The 18,739-nt window shown below is 39.1% G+C and carries 14 protein-coding genes and 1 riboswitch; of the genes, 8 read left to right on the forward strand and 6 right to left on the reverse strand.

Going from position 1 to position 18,739, the window contains the following annotated elements:
- Window positions 1-41: 41 nt before the first annotated feature.
- A complete protein-coding gene (locus LG377_RS07400; RefSeq protein ID WP_225744039.1) occupies window positions 42-662 on the reverse strand; it encodes an alpha/beta hydrolase in 621 nt (206 codons plus the stop codon).
- A gap of 87 nt (window positions 663-749) precedes the next feature.
- Complete coding sequence (locus LG377_RS07405) at window positions 750-1,607, reverse strand: aldo/keto reductase (protein ID WP_225744040.1); 858 nt, start codon at window positions 1,605-1,607, stop codon at window positions 750-752.
- A gap of 181 nt (window positions 1,608-1,788) precedes the next feature.
- Window positions 1,789-2,000: riboswitch (Lysine riboswitch) on the forward strand.
- A gap of 96 nt (window positions 2,001-2,096) precedes the next feature.
- On the opposite strand from LG377_RS07405, the gene LG377_RS07410 reads away from it, so the two are divergent.
- From LG377_RS07410 to LG377_RS07440, 7 genes are all read left to right on the forward strand, one after another.
- Complete coding sequence (locus tag LG377_RS07410; protein WP_225744041.1) at window positions 2,097-3,299, forward strand: aspartate kinase; 1,203 nt, start codon at window positions 2,097-2,099, stop codon at window positions 3,297-3,299.
- Between the two features lie 31 nt (window positions 3,300-3,330).
- Window positions 3,331-4,305 carry an aspartate-semialdehyde dehydrogenase gene (locus LG377_RS07415; RefSeq protein WP_225744042.1) on the forward strand — a complete coding sequence of 325 codons (975 nt, stop codon included), beginning with the start codon at window positions 3,331-3,333 and terminating at the stop codon, window positions 4,303-4,305.
- Window positions 4,306-4,320: 15 nt separating this feature from the next.
- Window positions 4,321-5,205 carry a 4-hydroxy-tetrahydrodipicolinate synthase gene (gene dapA, locus LG377_RS07420; RefSeq protein ID WP_225744043.1) on the forward strand — a complete coding sequence of 295 codons (885 nt, stop codon included), beginning with the start codon at window positions 4,321-4,323 and terminating at the stop codon, window positions 5,203-5,205.
- Window positions 5,206-5,937: a 4-hydroxy-tetrahydrodipicolinate reductase gene (gene dapB, locus LG377_RS07425; RefSeq protein WP_225744044.1), complete on the forward strand. Its 732-nt coding sequence runs from the start codon at window positions 5,206-5,208 to the stop codon at window positions 5,935-5,937.
- Between the two features lie 4 nt (window positions 5,938-5,941).
- A complete protein-coding gene (dapD, locus tag LG377_RS07430; protein ID WP_225744045.1) occupies window positions 5,942-6,655 on the forward strand; it encodes a 2,3,4,5-tetrahydropyridine-2,6-dicarboxylate N-acetyltransferase in 714 nt (237 codons plus the stop codon).
- 77 nt (window positions 6,656-6,732) lie between these two features.
- On the forward strand, window positions 6,733-7,881 hold the full coding sequence (locus LG377_RS07435; RefSeq protein ID WP_225744046.1) for a M20 family metallopeptidase: 1,149 nt from the start codon (window positions 6,733-6,735) through the stop codon (window positions 7,879-7,881).
- Between the two features lie 2 nt (window positions 7,882-7,883).
- Complete coding sequence (locus LG377_RS07440) at window positions 7,884-8,942, forward strand: alanine racemase (RefSeq protein WP_225744047.1); 1,059 nt, start codon at window positions 7,884-7,886, stop codon at window positions 8,940-8,942.
- 195 nt (window positions 8,943-9,137) lie between these two features.
- Here the strand turns inward: LG377_RS07440 and LG377_RS07445 are convergent, their stop codons facing one another.
- The 3 genes from LG377_RS07445 to pflB all read right to left on the reverse strand — a co-directional run bounded on the left by LG377_RS07445 (window position 9,138) and on the right by pflB (window position 13,251).
- The gene (locus LG377_RS07445; protein ID WP_225744048.1) at window positions 9,138-10,064 is read right to left on the reverse strand and encodes a manganese-dependent inorganic pyrophosphatase; all 927 of its coding nucleotides are present in this window, start codon (window positions 10,062-10,064) and stop codon (window positions 9,138-9,140) included.
- A 149-nt stretch (window positions 10,065-10,213) separates the two neighbouring features.
- Window positions 10,214-10,960, reverse strand: coding sequence for a pyruvate formate-lyase-activating protein (pflA, locus tag LG377_RS07450; RefSeq protein ID WP_225744049.1), 747 nt, complete (start codon window positions 10,958-10,960; stop codon window positions 10,214-10,216).
- Between the two features lie 29 nt (window positions 10,961-10,989).
- Window positions 10,990-13,251: a formate C-acetyltransferase gene (gene pflB, locus LG377_RS07455; RefSeq protein ID WP_225744050.1), complete on the reverse strand. Its 2,262-nt coding sequence runs from the start codon at window positions 13,249-13,251 to the stop codon at window positions 10,990-10,992.
- Between the two features lie 310 nt (window positions 13,252-13,561).
- On the opposite strand from pflB, the gene adhE reads away from it, so the two are divergent.
- On the forward strand, window positions 13,562-16,171 hold the full coding sequence (gene adhE / locus LG377_RS07460; protein WP_225744051.1) for a bifunctional acetaldehyde-CoA/alcohol dehydrogenase: 2,610 nt from the start codon (window positions 13,562-13,564) through the stop codon (window positions 16,169-16,171).
- Between the two features lie 62 nt (window positions 16,172-16,233).
- Here the strand turns inward: adhE and parC are convergent, their stop codons facing one another.
- The gene (gene parC, locus LG377_RS07465; RefSeq protein ID WP_225744052.1) at window positions 16,234-18,720 is read right to left on the reverse strand and encodes a DNA topoisomerase IV subunit A; all 2,487 of its coding nucleotides are present in this window, start codon (window positions 18,718-18,720) and stop codon (window positions 16,234-16,236) included.
- Window positions 18,721-18,739 lie beyond the last annotated feature (19 nt).

An 18,739-nucleotide genomic window follows, 5' to 3' on the forward strand; every position in this document is an offset into this window, starting at 1 on the left:
CCAAGGCGGGATTACTACTTTGCATAAAACATTGTCTCATTTTATTTCAAATACTTATCCATAAAGTCTAACATGATTTGAATGACTTCATCCGTGAAAAAAGTTGGGCCTCCGTGATCAGCTCCATCTACGCAGTAAAAATCTGCTTGAGTCTGCTTTTCCTTGCAGAGTTCAAAGAGCTCTACGCTTTGTTCAAATGGAACTAATCTGTCTTTGTTACCATGGATAATGAGTAATGGACCCAATGCATCGGCTTGTTTAAGGTAGTAAGGAACGGATGCTTTCTCTGCTTTTTCCGGGTAATTTTCTGGTAAGAAACCGCCTGTGAGGAGACTGTCTGGGCTCGTTGGGTTTCTATGATCAACCGCTGATTCTTTGTCCGGAATCGTAAGCAAATCATATACTCCGTAGAGATCAATACATCCTTTAATTTCCGGAAGTGGGTCTTCTGATGCATCCAGTAATGGCTTGTTCCAAGTTGACCAAGCCATTAGAGCCGTATGGCCACCACTAGAATCGCCGCACAGCAAGATACGGTCCAAATCAATTTCCAGTTCTTTTGCATGATCCGCTAGATAACGAACAGCCATCTTAGCATCAACATGATCTTCTTTACTGATTTTTGCACCGATATTGTCCATCTGCGCTTGGATTGTTTTCATTCTTGCCGTTTGGGCATTGTATACGAATCATATTTCATTTCAAACTCCAAGAAATCATTTCCTTAATATGCTATCCTTCTTCCCCAATTATTGAATACTTAATGGGACTCTATGATCCGGCACAGGGAAAGCGGCATCTAACTGGTTTATCTCTTCTTCAGATAAAGTAACGTCCAAAACGTCAGCGTTCAACTGGACATGTTCCTTACTGCTGGCTTTTGGAATCGCAATAACATTATCTTGTTGCATCACGAATGCGAGTAGTAATTGAATGATGGAAATATCATGAGCATCAGCGATATTTTTAACCGTTGCATCATTATAGACACGCTCTTTCAAATTCGGTTCTTGACCAATGACTGGGCAATAGGCCATCATGGGAATGCCTTTTTCTTTTAGATAATCCTGTAAGACAACTTCCGTTCCTCTAGAAGCTAAATGGTAAAGGACCTGGTTTGTTTGGCAATTTTCGCCGCCTTCTATTGCGAGTAACTCTTGCATATCTTCCAAATCAAAGTTAGAGACGCCCCAATTTTTGATCTTACCTTGACGTTTCAGATCTTCAAAACAGTCGACCGTTTCTTGTAGTGGCACACGGCCTCTCCAATGGAGTAAATACAAGTCGAGTGTCTCTACACCTAAACGTTCAAGGGTTTGGTCACAAGCATCAAATATGTCTGATTTTCCTGCATGATGAGGACATACCTTTGAGACCAGAAATAAATCTTCTCGATTGTAGTTAGCGATGGCTTCTCCTACAAGTTTTTCTGATTGTCCTTCTCCGTACATTTCTGCAGTATCAATCAATGTTAAGCCGCTGTCTATTCCCGAGCGAAGCGCCGTTATTTCTTGATCATGCTTACTGCTATCCTCGCCTAAGCGCCAAGTTCCTTGGCCTAAATTCAGTACTGTCTGTTCATCTGGAAATTGAATCTGTTGTTTCATCTTTGGACCCTCCTTATGAATTCTCTACCAGTATATCAATACTCCCTCTTTTTATTAATCAAAAAACACTATAGATTCATCAAGACCTTTGTTTCACATTCTTTTACCTCTCAAAAAGATTTCTATTTACATTCTTTTGCATTTTTGATAAGGTTATATGCAAATAACAAATTAAAACTGAATGACTGGATGAGGCGCAGAAATCAAAAGTAGTTATCAACAATAGAACCTGTAAGTTCTTGATAACGAAAGGGAAATCTGCCGAAATGGTTGATCTTTACAGTAAGGTTAACTGTTGGGCTGCATATGAAGAATATGCAGACTGCCGTATGAATATAAGTAGACACCTAATAATTGAATAGGTAATCTACTTTACGGAGTGCTTCCGCTTGTATATAGATTCTTTAGGACAAGTCGGTACTTCGACTTGTCCTTTTTGTATACTCTAGAGTACCAAAGGCAGTCTCACTAAGTTTGGAAAGGATAGCCATGAAAAGAAGCGTATTAAAATTTGGTGGATCAAGTGTTTCCGATCTGTCAAAAATAAAAGAAATCGCCTTATATCTCAAAGAACGGACTGACCAAGGAGAGCAATTGGTTGTCGTTGTGTCCGCTATGGGCAAAACAACCGATGAATTACTGAAAAATGTCGGACAAATTACTTCTAAACCAAATGATCAGGATTTGGCTATGCTGCTGACGACCGGTGAACAGCAAACTATTTCTTATCTTTCGATCACTCTGAATGATTTGGATGTTAAAGCTAAACCATTAACGGGTTACCAAGCGGGCATCGAAACTATTGGGCATCATTTAAAAAGTAAAATCTCTTCAATCAAAACGGATTTGTTCGATCAATTGTTTGAAACGAATCAGGTCGTTATTGTTGCTGGCTTTCAAGGCTTCAATAAAGAAGGCGAACTCACAACACTGGGACGTGGTGGTTCAGACACGACAGCCGTTGCATTGGCTGCGGCTTTGAAAACAACTTGTGAAATCTATACAGATGTTACAGGTGTCTATAGTACGGATCCCAGAATTTTCCCAAATGCAAAACGTTGGGATAAAATCTCCTATGAAGAGATGATGGAAATGTCTGCTCTTGGTGCAGGTGTACTAGAAACGAGAAGCGTGGAACTGGCGAACAATAACGGAATAAAGCTTTATCTTGCTAAAACACTCTCTAAAGAGAAAGGAACTTGGATCGTGCCGAATGAACAAATACTTGAACACAAAGCCGTCACTGGCGTTGCGTTAGATAAGAATATGGCTCATGTAACCTTAACGGATCCCTCAAACGGTGCTCAACTATTAAATGATATTTTTGTTGAACTAGAAAAAGAAGAAATCAATATTGATATGATTTCTCAAATCAGAAATCAAGACGTCATGCAGTTATCCTTCACAGCTAAAGATTCCGATGAACGTCAGCTCGTGCAAGTTTTTGATCAGTTGAAAGGTCATTATCATGATTTGACCGTCAGCATCGTTGATCATTATGCCAAGATCTCTGTTATTGGTGCAGGAATGAGAGATATGTCTGGTGTCGCTTCTCAGATTTTTAGAACTTTGATTGAATCAGACATCACTTATTACCAAGTAACGACTTCTGAAATCAGTGTTTCCTGTGTGATTGATGAAAGCAATGGTGAAAAAGCAACGAAATTGCTTTGCGAAAAATTCGATCTATAATCCATCTCTTAAAACAAGAAAGGACGTTCTTATGTGTAAAATTGCCGTAGTCGGCGCTACTGGATTAGTTGGTAGTACGATGCTTCGCTTACTAGAAGAAAAAAATATTCCTATTGAAGAATTGACTCTATTCTCTTCTGCCCGTTCAGCAGGAACTAAAGTAATCTTCAAAGACGAAGAACTGGTTGTAGAAGAATTAACACCAGAAAAAACAACTGGTCCTTTTGATTATGTCTTGATGTCTGCTGGTGGAGAAACAAGTTTAACCTTCTCTCCTCTTTTTGAACAACACGGTGCAGTCGTCATAGATAATTCAAGTGCTTGGAGAATGGATCCAGAAATTTCTTTAGTGGTTCCGGAAGTAAACCCTCCCGTACTGGATAGAAAGATCATCGCCAATCCAAACTGTTCAACCATACAGTCTGTAGGACCACTAAAACTCCTACTAGATGCCTTCGGTATTGAACGAGTCGCTTATACGACCTATCAATCTGTGTCCGGATCCGGATGGAAAGGCATCGAAGACTTGAAACGTGGTGAACAAGGGAAAGAACCATTGAACTATCCGTACCCTATTTATAATAATGTGATTCCGCATATTGATGTTTTCCAAGAAGACGGCTACACAAAAGAAGAAGTGAAAATGATTGAAGAAACAAGGAAAATACTCAGTCTGCCAACATTACCTGTTACGGCTACTTGTGTACGCGTACCCGTTACGAGCGCGCATTCCGTTGCCATGAATGTTACACTGACAAAAGAAACAACGGTTCAAAACATCCAACAGTTATTTGAAGAAAGTCCCTACGTTACGTTAGTGGATGATCCTAAAAATGACCAATATCCGATGCCCATTCAAGCAGGTGGTAAAGAAGGCATTTTTGTTGGACGGATTCGAAAAGACGACAGCCTTAAAAACACCTATCATGTCTGGACAGTCAGCGATAATATTTTAAAAGGTGCTGCACTCAATGCCGTACAGATTCTTCAACAATTAACGAACTGAGAGGAGAAACACATTATGTCTCACCTATTTACAGGAATTGGCGCTGCCGTTACTACACCCTTTACGGAAGACGCCGTTGATTATGAACAGTTCCGAAATCACTTAACGTTTTTGAAAGACAATCAGATTCAAAGTCTAATTGTAAATGGGACTACCGGTGAAGGATCGACGCTTTCAACCGAAGAAAAAATGAACTTGCTGAACGTTGCGCTTGAGGTTTCTGATGGACAGATCCCCGTTATTGCGGGAACTGGCTCAAACAATACGAAAGCAAGTATCGAGGCTTCCAAAAAAGCGGAAGAACTCGGTGTCGATGGATTACTGGTTATTACCCCTTACTACAATAAAACAAGCCAACGAGGATTAGTGGCACATTTTACAACGATCGCTGATGCTGTAAACATTCCGATCATCTTGTATGATGTTCCCGCAAGAACAGGGATGACCATTGAACCTGAAACTTTGCAAATACTCGCTGAGCATCCAAATATCGTCGGTCTTAAAGATGCAACAGGAGATCTGACTCACTTAAGTCGTCTCCAAGCTGTGGTGAATGACTCTTTTGCCTTTTATGGTGGAAATGACGATCTAGCTTTACCTTTCTTTGCTCAAGGTGGACATGGCCTGATCTCTGTCGCTGCCAACGTACTACCCAGCGAATATCAACTGATGTTTGAAACGGTTAAGATCGATATCGCTAAAGCAAATCTGATTTATAGAGAACTGCATCCAGTTGTCGAAGTGCTCAGTATTGATGTCAATCCAATTCCAATCAAAGTGTTAACAAGTTTTCTAGGGTTTGGTCAGTACGAAGTCAGACTCCCTCTTGTCCCACTTGAAGAAATGGATCAGGCTTCTATCATCGAAGTCTTCCGTCATTTAAAAGGAGAAAGTGTATAGATGGATATATTATTAGTTGGATACGGCGCAATGAACAAGCGTGTCGCAGTACTCGCAGAAGAACAAGGACACAAGATTGCTGGAGTGGTTACACCGGATGAAAAAGCGGATCAGTATCCAGTGTTCTCAACCTTTGATGATGCTTTGCCTAAAGTCGATGTCGTCATTGATTTTTCTCATCCAGTACTCACAACCGCTTTACTAGAATCCTCTATTACTGCGCCACTTGTCATTGCAACAACCGGAGAAAAAGATCGTCTGGCTGAGTTGATGCAAGAAAAAGCCCAAACACAACCGGTTTTCTTTAGTGCCAATATGAGTTATGGTGTGCATATTCTGACTGAGATCATTAAATATGCTACCCCACTACTTGAACAGTTCGATATTGAAATGATCGAGAAGCATCATAATCAAAAAGTGGATGCTCCAAGCGGTACCTTGGTTAAGCTCTATGATGCAATCGTTGAGAGCGCCAAACCCGCTGCACAGCCAGTCTACGATCGTCATGAAAAATCAGAAAAACGTGATCCAAAAGAAATCGGCATCTCTTCTATCCGCGGCGGAACCATTGTTGGCGAGCATGAAGTGATCTATGCAGGTCATGATGAAGTCATTTCTATTAAACACTCTGCTCAGTCCAAAGACATTTTCGCTAGTGGCGCTTTGACTGTTGCTCAAACATTACAACACAAACAAAATGGTTACTACACGTACCATAACTTAGGAGAATAAACTTATGAACGAATTTTCAGCTCAAGAAATTATCCAGTACATTAGTGAGTCGACAAAAACGACTCCGGTCAAAATTTATGTGAACACTTCTTTATCTAAATCTGATTTTCCAGATACGTTTAAAGTGTTTGGGAATAAAGATAGTTATACCATTTTCACTGATCTTAAAGACTGGAAAGCCTTCTTCATGGATAATAAAGAAGCTTTAATTGATCATGTACTGGAACAAGACAGAAGAAATTCAGCCATTCCGCTTTTAGATGCTTCTGAAGTGAATGCACGTATTGAACCAGGTTCGTTTATCAGAGAACACGCTGTGATTGGTGATAATGCCGTCATTATGATGGGCGCTGTGATCAATATTGGCGCAATCGTCGGCGAAGGAACCATGATTGATATGGGTGCTGTTCTTGGGGGACGCGCAACAACTGGGAAAAACGTACACGTTGGTGCTGGCGCTGTGTTGTCTGGTGTTATTGAACCGGCTAGTGCACAACCTGTTGTGATTGAAGACAACGTTTTGATTGGTGCTAATGCCGTTGTCCTTGAAGGCGTTACAGTTCGAAAAGGTGCGGTGGTCGCTGCAGGCGCAATCGTAACGGAAGATGTACCAGAAAATACCGTTGTAGCCGGTGTCCCTGCAAGAATCATTAAAAAATCAAGCGAAGTAGAAGCGAGTAAAATTGATATTGTTTCTGCTCTAAGAAACTTAAACTAAAAACAGATAGCCGAGCGAAATTCTCTTTAGGATTTCGCTCTCAGCTTATCTTTTAACTGAACTTAAGGAGCTTTTAAATGATAGATTATGAAAAACGCGTCACGACTCACCGTAGATCCTTACATTTAATTCCTGAACTATCTTTTCAAGAATACAAAACCACAGAGTATATTCGCTCAGAGTTAGAAAAATTATCTATTGAGTATTTATCCCCTTTAGAAACCGCAACGGTTGTCTACTTGAAAGGAAATTCTGATAAAACTGTTGGATTTCGAGCGGATATTGACGCTTTACCGATTGTTGAAGAAACGGGCGTCCCCTTTGAGTCTACTCACCCACTGGCGATGCATGCTTGTGGTCATGATGGGCATGCTTCTATTTTATTGACATTTGCTGAATGGTGTAAAGCCCAACAAGACTTAAACCAACTGAAGCATAATGTCTTGCTCGTCTTTCAACCTTCAGAGGAATCGAATGCGGGCGCAAATGCGCTCATAAAAGCTTTTCCTTTTGAAGACTATAACCTTGAAGCCTTGTTTGGAGTGCATTTAGGACCAGACACGGATGAAGGTGTACTCTTAACCAAAGAAGGCCCGCTTACGGCGAGCGCTACAGAATACCGCATTCGCATCAAAGGAAGATCTGCCCACGTTGCTGAAAAGGAAACAGGTGCCAATGCTTTAGGGGCACTTTCAAATATTGTAAACCAGATTGCTCAGATCCAACAGTATCAATTGTCCGGTCTGAATCAAAATGTCATCCACATCGGGAAAATGGATGCTGGAGAAGCCATTAATACCGTAGCTAGTAACGGCTACCTTGAAGGGACGATTCGTACGTATAGTCCAGAAGATCTTGAAGTCATCAAAAGTCAATTAAGCGCAATTGTTGAAAGCAATGATCAAATCTTTGGCACCACCTCCACTTTATCTATTGCGGAAGGTTATCCTCCTGTAATCAATCCGTCTTCTCTTTTAGACTTAGTTGAAAAAAGTGCAGCTTCAGCAGGATTATCTTTATCATTGAAAGCTAACCCCTATTTATTCGGAGAAGATTTTTCATTTTACTCTACAGTCACACAAACAAATTTCGCTTTTTTAGGGATTAAAAATACAGCTAAAGGTTATACTAGCGGACTGCATACCTCGACTTTCAATTTTGATGAATCGGTCCTCGTTTATGGTGTTCAGTACTTTCAGGAAATATTAAATCATTTAGGAGAATAATCATGACAGCGATATTAACGTTTAATCAACAAAGATTGTTCGAGCAGGCGCGTTCTTTACAAGAGAAACAAGATGTGATCGTTGTTGTGAAGAATAACGCTTATAACTTTGGTATGGAACGTGCTTATAGAGCTTTCTACAAAGCCGGAATCAGAAGTTACGCTACAACTAATCTAGAAGAAGCCGTGTGGTTAAGAAAACAAGACGATCAAACCACCGTTTTACTCCTGGATCCTTCAACTGAATTTGATATACTGCGTGAACACGATATCAGTCTGACCTTACCAAATTTAGCATTTTATCATCAGTATAAAGAACACTTAGAAGGTATTAAGATTCATTTGGTATTCAAAAACCTTCTAAACCGATTTGGATTTGATACCGCTGATGAAATGAAAACCGTCTTTGATGAGCAACTTCTAACGATTACAGGTATTTGGACTCATTTCGCCTTTGCAGATGAATTATTAGATAATCGTTACGAAATCGAAAAAGAAAACTGGTCAAATGTTTTAACGGTCTTAGAACCTTACTTGGATACTTTGACCTTTATTCATGCACAAAATAGTGCGTCTTACTTGAGAGACGGTCTCTTTGATCAGCATACACATATCAGAGCTGGCGTCATTGCTTATGGCACGCGCCCCTATTATGATTTACCAGAATCGCTTGCGATGCAAACTATTGAAGTGAGCGCTACTGTTAAAGATGTTGTTTCTGTTCCCAAAGGGCAATCCGCCGGTTACTCAGCGGCTTTTGTAGCTGCAGAAGATACGACACTAGCTATTTGTGATATTGGATACGGTAACGGTATTTTAAGGACGCGCTCAAAACACAAAGTGATGATCAACCAAAAGACTTTTCCAATAGCCGTTTTAATGATGAGTCATTTGATGGTCAAAGTGGATACTTCCGTTTCAATTGGAGATCGTGTTTATCTATATAACGATACGTTGAGATTAGATTACTTCACGCATAAAGGTGTCGGGGCTTTTTCAGAACAAATGGCGAGTTTAAATCATCAAACCTTTAAGATAACTAATATTCCACTATCAGAATAATTAAGCCACAAATATTGTAAATTTGATATTTTTTCACAATTTATTTGATTTGTGAGGATGCTAGTATCTATATAGATTTTATTGATATAAAATCACAAACTCATTTTTATTGATGATTCCTATTCATTTTTCAAGAATAGTCAAAAACCCCAACAACGTGCCTAAACATGTTGTTGGGGTTTTCTATATCTTTATTTATTGAAATTTAGCGGTTAACTGTGGGACAACTTGTTTTTTACGTGAAACAACGCCTTCTAAGAATAATACATTGTCAGTAACTGTTGTTGCTAACGCTTCAGTTACCTCTTGCTCATATGGTCCATAAAGAATTGCAGTTGAATCATTTTCAAGCACATTTGTGATCAATAATAAGAATACATCATAATTTTCTGCTTCACTTTGTTTTTTCATTGCTTCAAGTAGCGCGTCTTTTCTGTCAATGATTTCTTGAACATCTACAACATTTACTTGACCGACTCTGACATTTTTTTCTCCCATCGGGAAAGTCTTCGCATCAGCATCTAGTAGTTCTTGTTCAGATTTATCGCTTGTTTTTGTACCGGCTTTTAATAACTCTACGCCATAAATTTCAAGATCTACATTTGCAATGACAGCTAATTCTTTTGCAGCCGTAACATCTTCTTCTGTACAGGTAGGTGATTTAAGCAGTAAAGTATCCGAAATGATTGCTGAAAGCATAAGACCTGCAATCTCTTTTGGAATTTCAATATTTTTTTCATTGAACATTTTGAAGATGATTGTATTTGTACATCCAACTGGTTCTGCACGGTAATAAAGTGGGTTCGCTGTTTGGAAGTTAGCGATTCTATGATGATCGACCACAGATAACACTTCAACTTGATCGATATCATCCGCACTTTGTTGCGCTTCGTTATGATCTACTAACATAACTTGTTTCACTTCATTTGAAACAGTCGTTACCACTTCTGGGTAATCAACCTTGAAATAATCCAGCGCATAAGACGTTTCGTCCGTAATAGCACCTAGCGCTACAGGTTTAGTATCTAAGCCAAGTTGGTTCTGCAAGTAACTGAAGCTGATCGCAGATGTTACAGCGTCTGTATCAGGACTTTTATGTCCAAAAACAAAAATTTCACTCATTTAAAAATCTCCTTTTAATTCATTTATACTTTAAGAATATAGGATACTTAGTCAAAATTCAATCTCCAAACACAAAAGAGCAGAACCATTCGAAACATCCTAAGTCATTTAAGAGGATTGTTCGATCCGTTCTACTCTAAAGTAGTTCATTACTTATATTTATGTGTCTGTAATATCCGATTCGCATTGGCTACTCGTTCAGCTGTCGGTGGATCAATGTCTTCCAGTTTATAGGGAATACCCAGTTCTTTATACTTGTAAACACCAAGTCTGTGATAAGGAAGCACTTCTACTTTTTCTACACTATCAAGCTTTTCTATGAAGGAATTCAACTGCTCTAAATGATGATCGTAATCAGATCGTTCTGGAACCAGCACATGTCTAAGCCACATTGGAATGCCTCGTGTGGATAAATACTGAGCCATATTTAAAATACTTTCATTGGAATGCATCGTATACTTTTTATGAATGTCATTATTAATATGCTTTACATCCATCAAGACAAGGTCTGTGTACTCCATCAATTCTTCGAAACGACTAAAGAAGGGTTCCTCATAAGTGAAGGGTTGACCACATGTATCCAGTGAAACATGAACACCTTCTGCTTTAGCTAATTTGAAAAACTCGATTAAAAAATCAATATGCAAAAGTGGTTCCCCACCACTTACTGTGATGCCACCTTCTTCTCCCCAGTATTCTCTATAGTCTAGGGCCTTTACCATCATTTCTTCTGCTGTATAGGGTGTACCGCCACCCATATTCCAAGTATCCGGATTATGACAGAACTCACAGCGCATCCGACATCCTTGCATAAAGATAATGAACCGAATACCCGGACCGTCAACGGATCCAAAGCTTTCTGTTGAGTGTACGTATCCTACTGCTGGTTCTGTCATCATTATTCCTCCATTTATACTAAGTGTCCTTACATTGTTTCGTGGAATGTTCTACTTAAAACATCCAATTGCTGCTCTCTTGTCAATTTCACGAAATTCACTGCATACCCTGAAACTCTTATTGTCAGCTGCGGATATTCTTCTGGATGCTCCATAGCATCTTCTAGCGTTTTACGATTTAAAGCATTCACGTTCAGATGGTGTCCACCTTTTTTAACATACCCATCGAGCATCATTGCCAAGTTCTTTCTTTGTGTTTCATCCTCTTTACCTAACGCTTTTGGTACAATCGAAAATGTATTGGAAATACCATCGAGCGACTCTGAGTAAGGAAGTTTAGCCACTGAATTCAAACTTGCTAGCGCTCCATTTGTATCTCTACCGTGCAACGGATTAGCACCTGGCGCGAAAGGAACGCCTTCTCGTCTACCATCCGGTGTGTTACCAGTCTTTTTACCGTATACAACGTTTGAAGTAATCGTCAATATAGAGGTCGTATGTTTCGCATCTCGGTAAGTTGGGTGCTTTTTCACTTTACTCATAAAGGTTTTCAAAAGATCTATGGCGATCTGATCAACCTGATCGTCATTATTTCCGTATTTTGGATAATCTCCTTCTATTTCATAATCCGTAACTAATCCCTGCTCATCTCTAATCGTCTTGACTTTGGCGTATTTGATGGCAGAAAGGGAGTCTATTGCAACGGAAAAACCAGCGATACCTGTTGCCATTGTTCTTGCTACATCTGTATCGTGTAAGGCCATCTCGATCCGTTCGTAGCTGTATTTATCGTGCATATAATGGATGATGTTCAATGTATTGATATACATCCCTGCCAACCATTCAAGCATCTCATCATATTTTTCAAGAACGATATCATAATCCAGCACTTCACTCGTAATTGGCTGGTATTTAGGTCCTACTTGAGTCTTTGTTTTTTCATCCACGCCACCATTAATGGCATAAAGTAATGCTTTAGCCAGGTTCGCTCTAGCTCCAAAGAACTGCATTTGTTTTCCAATTGGCATTGCAGAGACACAACAGGCAATACCATAATCATCTCCCCACTCCTGGCGCATAATATCATCATTTTCATACTGTACCGCGCTACTTTCGATTGAAACTTTTGTACAATATTCTTTGAAAGTATTCGGTAGTCTAGTTGACCACAAAACGGTTAAATTCGGTTCCGGAGCTGGTCCTAAGTTTGTTAAAGTATGCAAGAAGCGGTAGCTGTTTTTGGTGACCATGTGGCGACCATCTATTCCTACTCCCCCAATAGACTCGGTTACCCAAGTAGGATCTCCTGAAAATAGTTCATTGTACTCTGGTGTTCGAGAAAATTTCACTAATCTCAGTTTCATAACAAAGTGGTCCACTAGTTCTTGAACTTCTTTTTCAGTCATTAAACCAGCTTTCAAATCTCTTTCAATATAAATATCCAAGAAAGTTGACGTTCTCCCTAGTGACATGGCAGCACCGTTTTGTTCTTTGATTGCTGCTAAATAGCCTAAATATAGCCATTGGAAAGCTTCTTTTGTGTTTTGAGCAGGTATAGATAAATCAAATCCATAAATATTTCCAAGTTCTTTTAACTCTACTAAGGCTTTGATCTGGTCACTGAGCTCTTCCCGCTGACGAATGACTTTCTCGCTCATCATACCGTTTCCACAATTTAATAAATCTTTTTCTTTTTGTTTGATCAAAAAGTCGACACCATATAAAGCGACACGTCTATAATCTCCAATAATGCGTCCTCGACCATATGCATCTGGTAATCCCGTAATGACACCCGTTCTTCTGGCATTCTTGATTTCAGGAGTATAGGCATCAAATACGCCTTGATTATGTGTTTTTGTCCAGTTTCTAAATACATGAGACAGCATTGGGTCCACTTCGAATCCATAAGATTCCGCGGCCTGTTCCATCATTCGAATGCCACCAAACGGTTGTAAAGATCGTTTAAAAGGTTTTTCTGTTTGAAATCCAACGATTTGTTCTTTTTCTTTTGCTAGATACCCTGGACCGTGAGAGGTAATGGTTGATACAACCTCAGTATCCATATCTAACATACCTCCAGCATCTAATTCTTGTTTATTTAAATCCATTACTTGCGCCCATAATTCTTTTGTATCTTCAGTAGCGTCTTCTAGAAATGAGTCATCTCCGTCATAAGGTTGATAATTCATTTGTATGAACGTTCTAACATCAATAGCTTCTTTCCAGCTACTACCCTTAAAGCCCTTCCAAAAATGATCAAATCTTTTTGATTCTACTTCTTGTTTTTCCATTATATTGACTCCTTTACATTCTGATTTTTTCAAGCTCAATATATCACATATAAACTTTCTCAACAAGTGAAACATTGAACTAGTTTATTGTTTTTTTCGAAAACATATAAGGAACAATTCTACAATTGTGTTTTTATTCACAAAATAGACACATTTCAGTTGACCATTGTGATTATTGATATGCTATAGTCAGCTTGTAAACAAGTTTTACTTTACTCGATCCTGTAAACTTAATTACCAAGGGGAAGTAAAGAGTTTTTTTTAAAGGTTATTGCTCACAATTTCACATAAAAATATGGAGGTTTTAATTATGGTTCAATTAGTTTCCGTCAAACAAACAGAAATGCCCACACCTACTGTCGAAAGTACGATTGATGTGTTGGTGGACAATGCTCAACAAGCACTTCTATCTCTATCCCAGCTCGATCAAGAACAGATCAATGAAATTGTTAAACAAATGGCCCTGGCAGGTTTGAACAACCATATGTCTTTGGCTAAAATGGCGATTGAAGAAACTCAGCGTGGTGTCTATGAAGATAAGATCATCAAAAATCTATTTGCAACAGAATATGTTTATCACAGCATTAAAAATGATCGGACAATTGGTATTATTGAGGAAAATAAACATGAAGGTACGGTTTCCATTGCAGAGCCGATTGGCGTAATTGCAGGTGTAACACCGGTTACCAATCCGACTTCTACTACAATGTTTAAATCACTTATCTCAATCAAAACAGGAAACCCAATTATTTTTGCTTTCCACCCTTCTGCACAACGTTCCAGTGTGGCTGCAGCTAAAACCGTTTACGAAGCTGCCGTAAAAGCTGGTGCTCCTGAGCATTGTATACAATGGGTCACCACACCTTCTGTGGAAGCAACACAGACATTAATGAAACATAATGGCGTCGCAACAATTCTAGCTACAGGTGGTCCTGGAATGGTCAAATCAGCTTACAGTTCCGGAAAACCTGCCTTAGGCGTTGGCGCTGGAAATGTTCCTTGTTATATTGAAAAAACTGCCAATATCAAACGTTCCGTTAATGATTTGATTCTCTCAAAAACGTTTGATAACGGTATGATTTGTGCTTCAGAACAAGCAGTTATCATCGATAAGGAAATCTATAGAGAAGTTAAAGCGTTAATGACAGAAAACAGTTGCTACTTCTTATCCAGTGAAGAAAGACAAAAAATTGAAACCTTTATGGTTACAGAAGACGGTGGCTTAAATGCCGTTGTGGTTGGAAGATCTGCTTATGACATAGCTAAACTAGCAGGCGTTTCTGTTCCAGAAGATACGAAAATTCTGATTGCCGAACTACAAGGTGTCGGGAAAAAGTATCCATTATCTAGAGAAAAACTTAGTCCTGTTCTTGCAGCATATAAAGTGAATAGTACAGAAGAAGGACTGAAAAAAGCTGAAGAAATGCTGGCATACGGTGGTATCGGACACTCAGCTGTTCTTCATTCTCTGGATGAAACAGTGATTGAACAGTTTGAAAGAAGAATGAAAGCTGGCCGTCTGATTGTTAATGCCCCTTCTTCTCAAGGTGCAATTGGAGACATCTATAACGCTTACCTTCCCTCACTCACACTAGGTTGTGGTTCTTATGGTGGAAACTCTGTTTCTACAAACGTGGGGACAACGCATTTGATCAATATCAAAAAACGTGCAAATCGAACCAATAATATGCAGTGGTTCAAATTACCACCTAAGATTTACTTTGAAAAAAATTCTGTCCAGTATTTGTCTAAAATGCCAGATATCAAAAGAGCTTTTATTGTAACAGACCCAATGATGGTTAAATTAGGCTACGTAGATAAAGTTCTTTACAATTTAAGAAAACGTCCTGACTATGTTCACTGCGAAGTGTTTTCTGATGTCGAACCAGATCCTTCTAAAGAAACGGTTCTTCGCGGTGCAGAAGCTATGCGCGCCTTCCAACCCGATGTCGTCATTGCATTAGGTGGAGGATCTCCTATGGACGCTGCTAAAGGCATGTGGCTTTTTTACGAACACCCAGACACTGACTTCAATGGTTTAAAACAAAAATTCCTGGATATTAGAAAACGTGTCTATAAATATCCTAAACTTGGTGAAAAAGCACAATTCGTTGCGATTCCAACAACTTCTGGTACAGGTTCTGAAGTCACTTCTTTTGCAGTCATTACGGACAATGAAAACAATATCAAGTATCCGCTAGCAGATTACGAGCTAACCCCTGATGTGGCGATCATTGACTCACAATTTGTTATGAGTGTTCCAAAAGTTGTAACTGCAGATACTGGAATGGACGTCTTAACGCACGCGATAGAAGCCTATGTATCAAATATGGCAAATGATTATACTGATGGGCTTGCGATTAAAGCAATACAACTTGTGTTCGAATATCTTCCAAAAGCTTACCGTGACGGCAGCGACGAACAAGCTAGAGAAAAAATGCACAACGCTTCTACAATAGCGGGTATGGCTTTTGCCAATGCATTCTTAGGAATCAACCATAGCTTGGCACATAAATTAGGTGCAGCGTTCCATATTGCCCACGGTCGAGCAAATGCGATTTTACTACCACACGTCATCAGTTATAATGCCAAAAAACCGACTAAATTTGTTTCATTCCCTAAATATGAACACTTTATAGCTGACATACGTTACGCTGAGATTTCTAAAGCACTTGGTTTACCTTCATCTACAACAGAAGAAGGTGTCAATAGTTTAATCAATGCGATTTATCAATTAGCTGAACAATTGGCTATCCCTATGAGTATAAAAGAAAACAATGTTGATCAAAAAGCTTTCGATCAATTAGTGGATAGTCTGGCTGAACGGGCTTTTGAAGATCAATGTACAACAGCAAATCCCAAACTGCCTCTTGTGAAAGAATTGGCTGAAGTATACAAACAGGCTTATAACGGTAAATAATATGACAATTTAAAAGACGTGCTTATGATTTCACTCATAGGCACGTCTTTTTTAGTTGATCATTAAGCTTTCTTTTCAGCTTCATCGGAAGAGGTATCTACCTCAACGATATTATTCACTTTAAAATCTACCGGAACGCCATCAGAGGTTTCATCTAGTAAAAATGAACCATTGTTGTAACGATCGCTCACTTTGTAAGCCTTTGGTGTCAGCTCAAAAGTTTTTTGTTTATCTGTAATGATTGTATAAGAATCGTTGTTGTCGTGAACATCTATCATCAAAGTAATCCGGTGCGGATTTTTCTTCAATTCTTTCAGCACATGTAACCCACGCTTAGCTCTTGAAATTGAATCAAAGTCCAATAAGTTCATTTTCTTAACTGCCCCACGTTGGGTAACGAGTAGTACGTTAGATTGTTTCTGGTCACGTTTAAAGACAGTACCTGAGACAATATAATCTTCTTCTTTAAGATCCATTGATTTAACACCGACTGCATTTGCCCCGACAATAGAAACTTCATCTAGACCATACTTCAGACCGAAGCCAAGATTCGTGACTAGGAAAACGTCTCTTGTATCTTGATCATCGATATAATAGACCGCCGTTAATCGATCTGTTTCTGATTTTAACTTGATCCCATTTGCTGATCTCGTACGATACGTTCTTTTCGCCTCATATTCATTCGCAGTCGTTTGTTTAATATAACCTTCTCGGGTAATTAGAACAAATTTGTGCGATTCGTTGAACTCATTCATATGATAGACTGCCAAAACTTTTTCGTCTTGACTCAACGTAATGGATTGGGAAATATGGTGACCTAAATCTTTCCATCTAACATCTGGAAGTTCATGAACGGGTCGGTTGATGACATTTCCTTTTGTTGTGAATATCAGAATTTGCTGTAGCGTCGTTAATTTTTCAGCGAAGACCGGATAGTCGCCTTCTCTCAATCCAATTTCTGAAGGTTCTGACGCACCATAAGATCTTAGACTGGTTCGTTTCAAATACCCTTCTTTAGTTACGGAAACAATCACATCTTCTTCAGCAATTAGAACTTCTGTATCCACATTCAGTTCTTCAATTTTCTCTTCAATAGAAGTCAGACGATCTGAACGATACGTTTTCTGCGTTTCTTTTAATTCTTTTTTCATCACAGCATTTAACTTAGCTTCACTCTCAAGAATTTCTCTATACTGCTTGATGCGTTTCTGTAACTCTGCTTCTTCTTTTTGAAGTTGGGTAATATCTGTATTTGTCAGACGATACAACTGCAAGCTCACAATCGCTTCGGCTTGCGCTTCAGTGAATTCAAATTTCGTACTCAGATTGTTTTTTGCATCTGATTTGTTTTGACTGTTCCTGATTTCTCTAATGACTTCATCAAGAATTGAAATGGCTTTAATCAAACCAGCAACGATATGTTCTCTTTTTTGATCTTTACGAAGTAAAAACTGCGTACGTTTCAAAATGACATCGCGTTTATGATCCAAGTAAGCACTCAGGATTTGTTTTAAGCCTACTTGTTGAGGTCTTCTTTCATCAATGGCAACCATGTTTAAGTTGTAAGAGATTTGAAGATCCGTATTTTTAAATAGGTATGTCAAAATACCTTCTGCATTTGTTTCTTTTTTTAATTCAATAACGATTCTTAAACCGGTACGATCTGACTCATCTCGTACCTCTGCAATTCCTTCGATTTTACGATTGATTCGGATTTCATCCATTTTACGAACCATATTCGCTTTGTTTACTTCGTAAGGAATCTCAGTGATCACAATTTGTTGTTTTCCACCACGAACAGTTTCAATCTCCGTTTTGGATCTAACAACAATTTTGCCTTTACCTGTTTCATACGCTGATGTCAGGCCAGCAACACCTTGGATAATCCCACCTGTTGGAAAATCAGGACCTTTAATGTATTGCATCAAATCTTGTGTCGATGCTTTAGGTTTACCAATTAAGTAGATGGCTGCATCGATGACTTCCCCTACATTATGCGGAGGAATATCGGTTGCATAACCTGCTGAGATTCCTGTAGCTCCATTTACAAGGAGGTTAGGATATTTTGCAGGTAATACAGTCGGTTCGTGTGTTGTATCATCAAAGTTCAGTACAAATTCCACTGTTTCTTTGTCGATATCAGCCAGCAATTCATCTGCGATTTTAGAAAGTCGCGCTTCCGTGTAACGCATAGCTGCTGGTGGATCACCATCCATACTACCGTTATTCCCATGCATTTCTATTAACGGCTCACGCATTTTCCAGTACTGACTTAGTCTTACCATTGCATCATAAACACTACTATCTCCGTGGGGGTGATAGTTACCAATAACATTCCCGACAGTCTTAGCTGATTTTCTAAAGCCTTTATCTTGGGTATTCCCTTCCGAGAACATTGCATAGAGTATTCTACGCTGAACTGGCTTTAGTCCATCTCTAATATCTGGGAGTGCACGCTCTTGGATGATATATTTACTATAACGTCCAAAACGGTCGCCCATAACATCTTCTAATGTCAATTCTTGAATTTCTACTCTTTCTTCTGACATTCAGTTCTTCAAACCTTTC

The sequence above is a fragment of the Marinilactibacillus sp. Marseille-P9653 genome, from assembly GCF_916618885.1.
GTDB lineage: Bacteria > Bacillota > Bacilli > Lactobacillales > Carnobacteriaceae_A > Marinilactibacillus.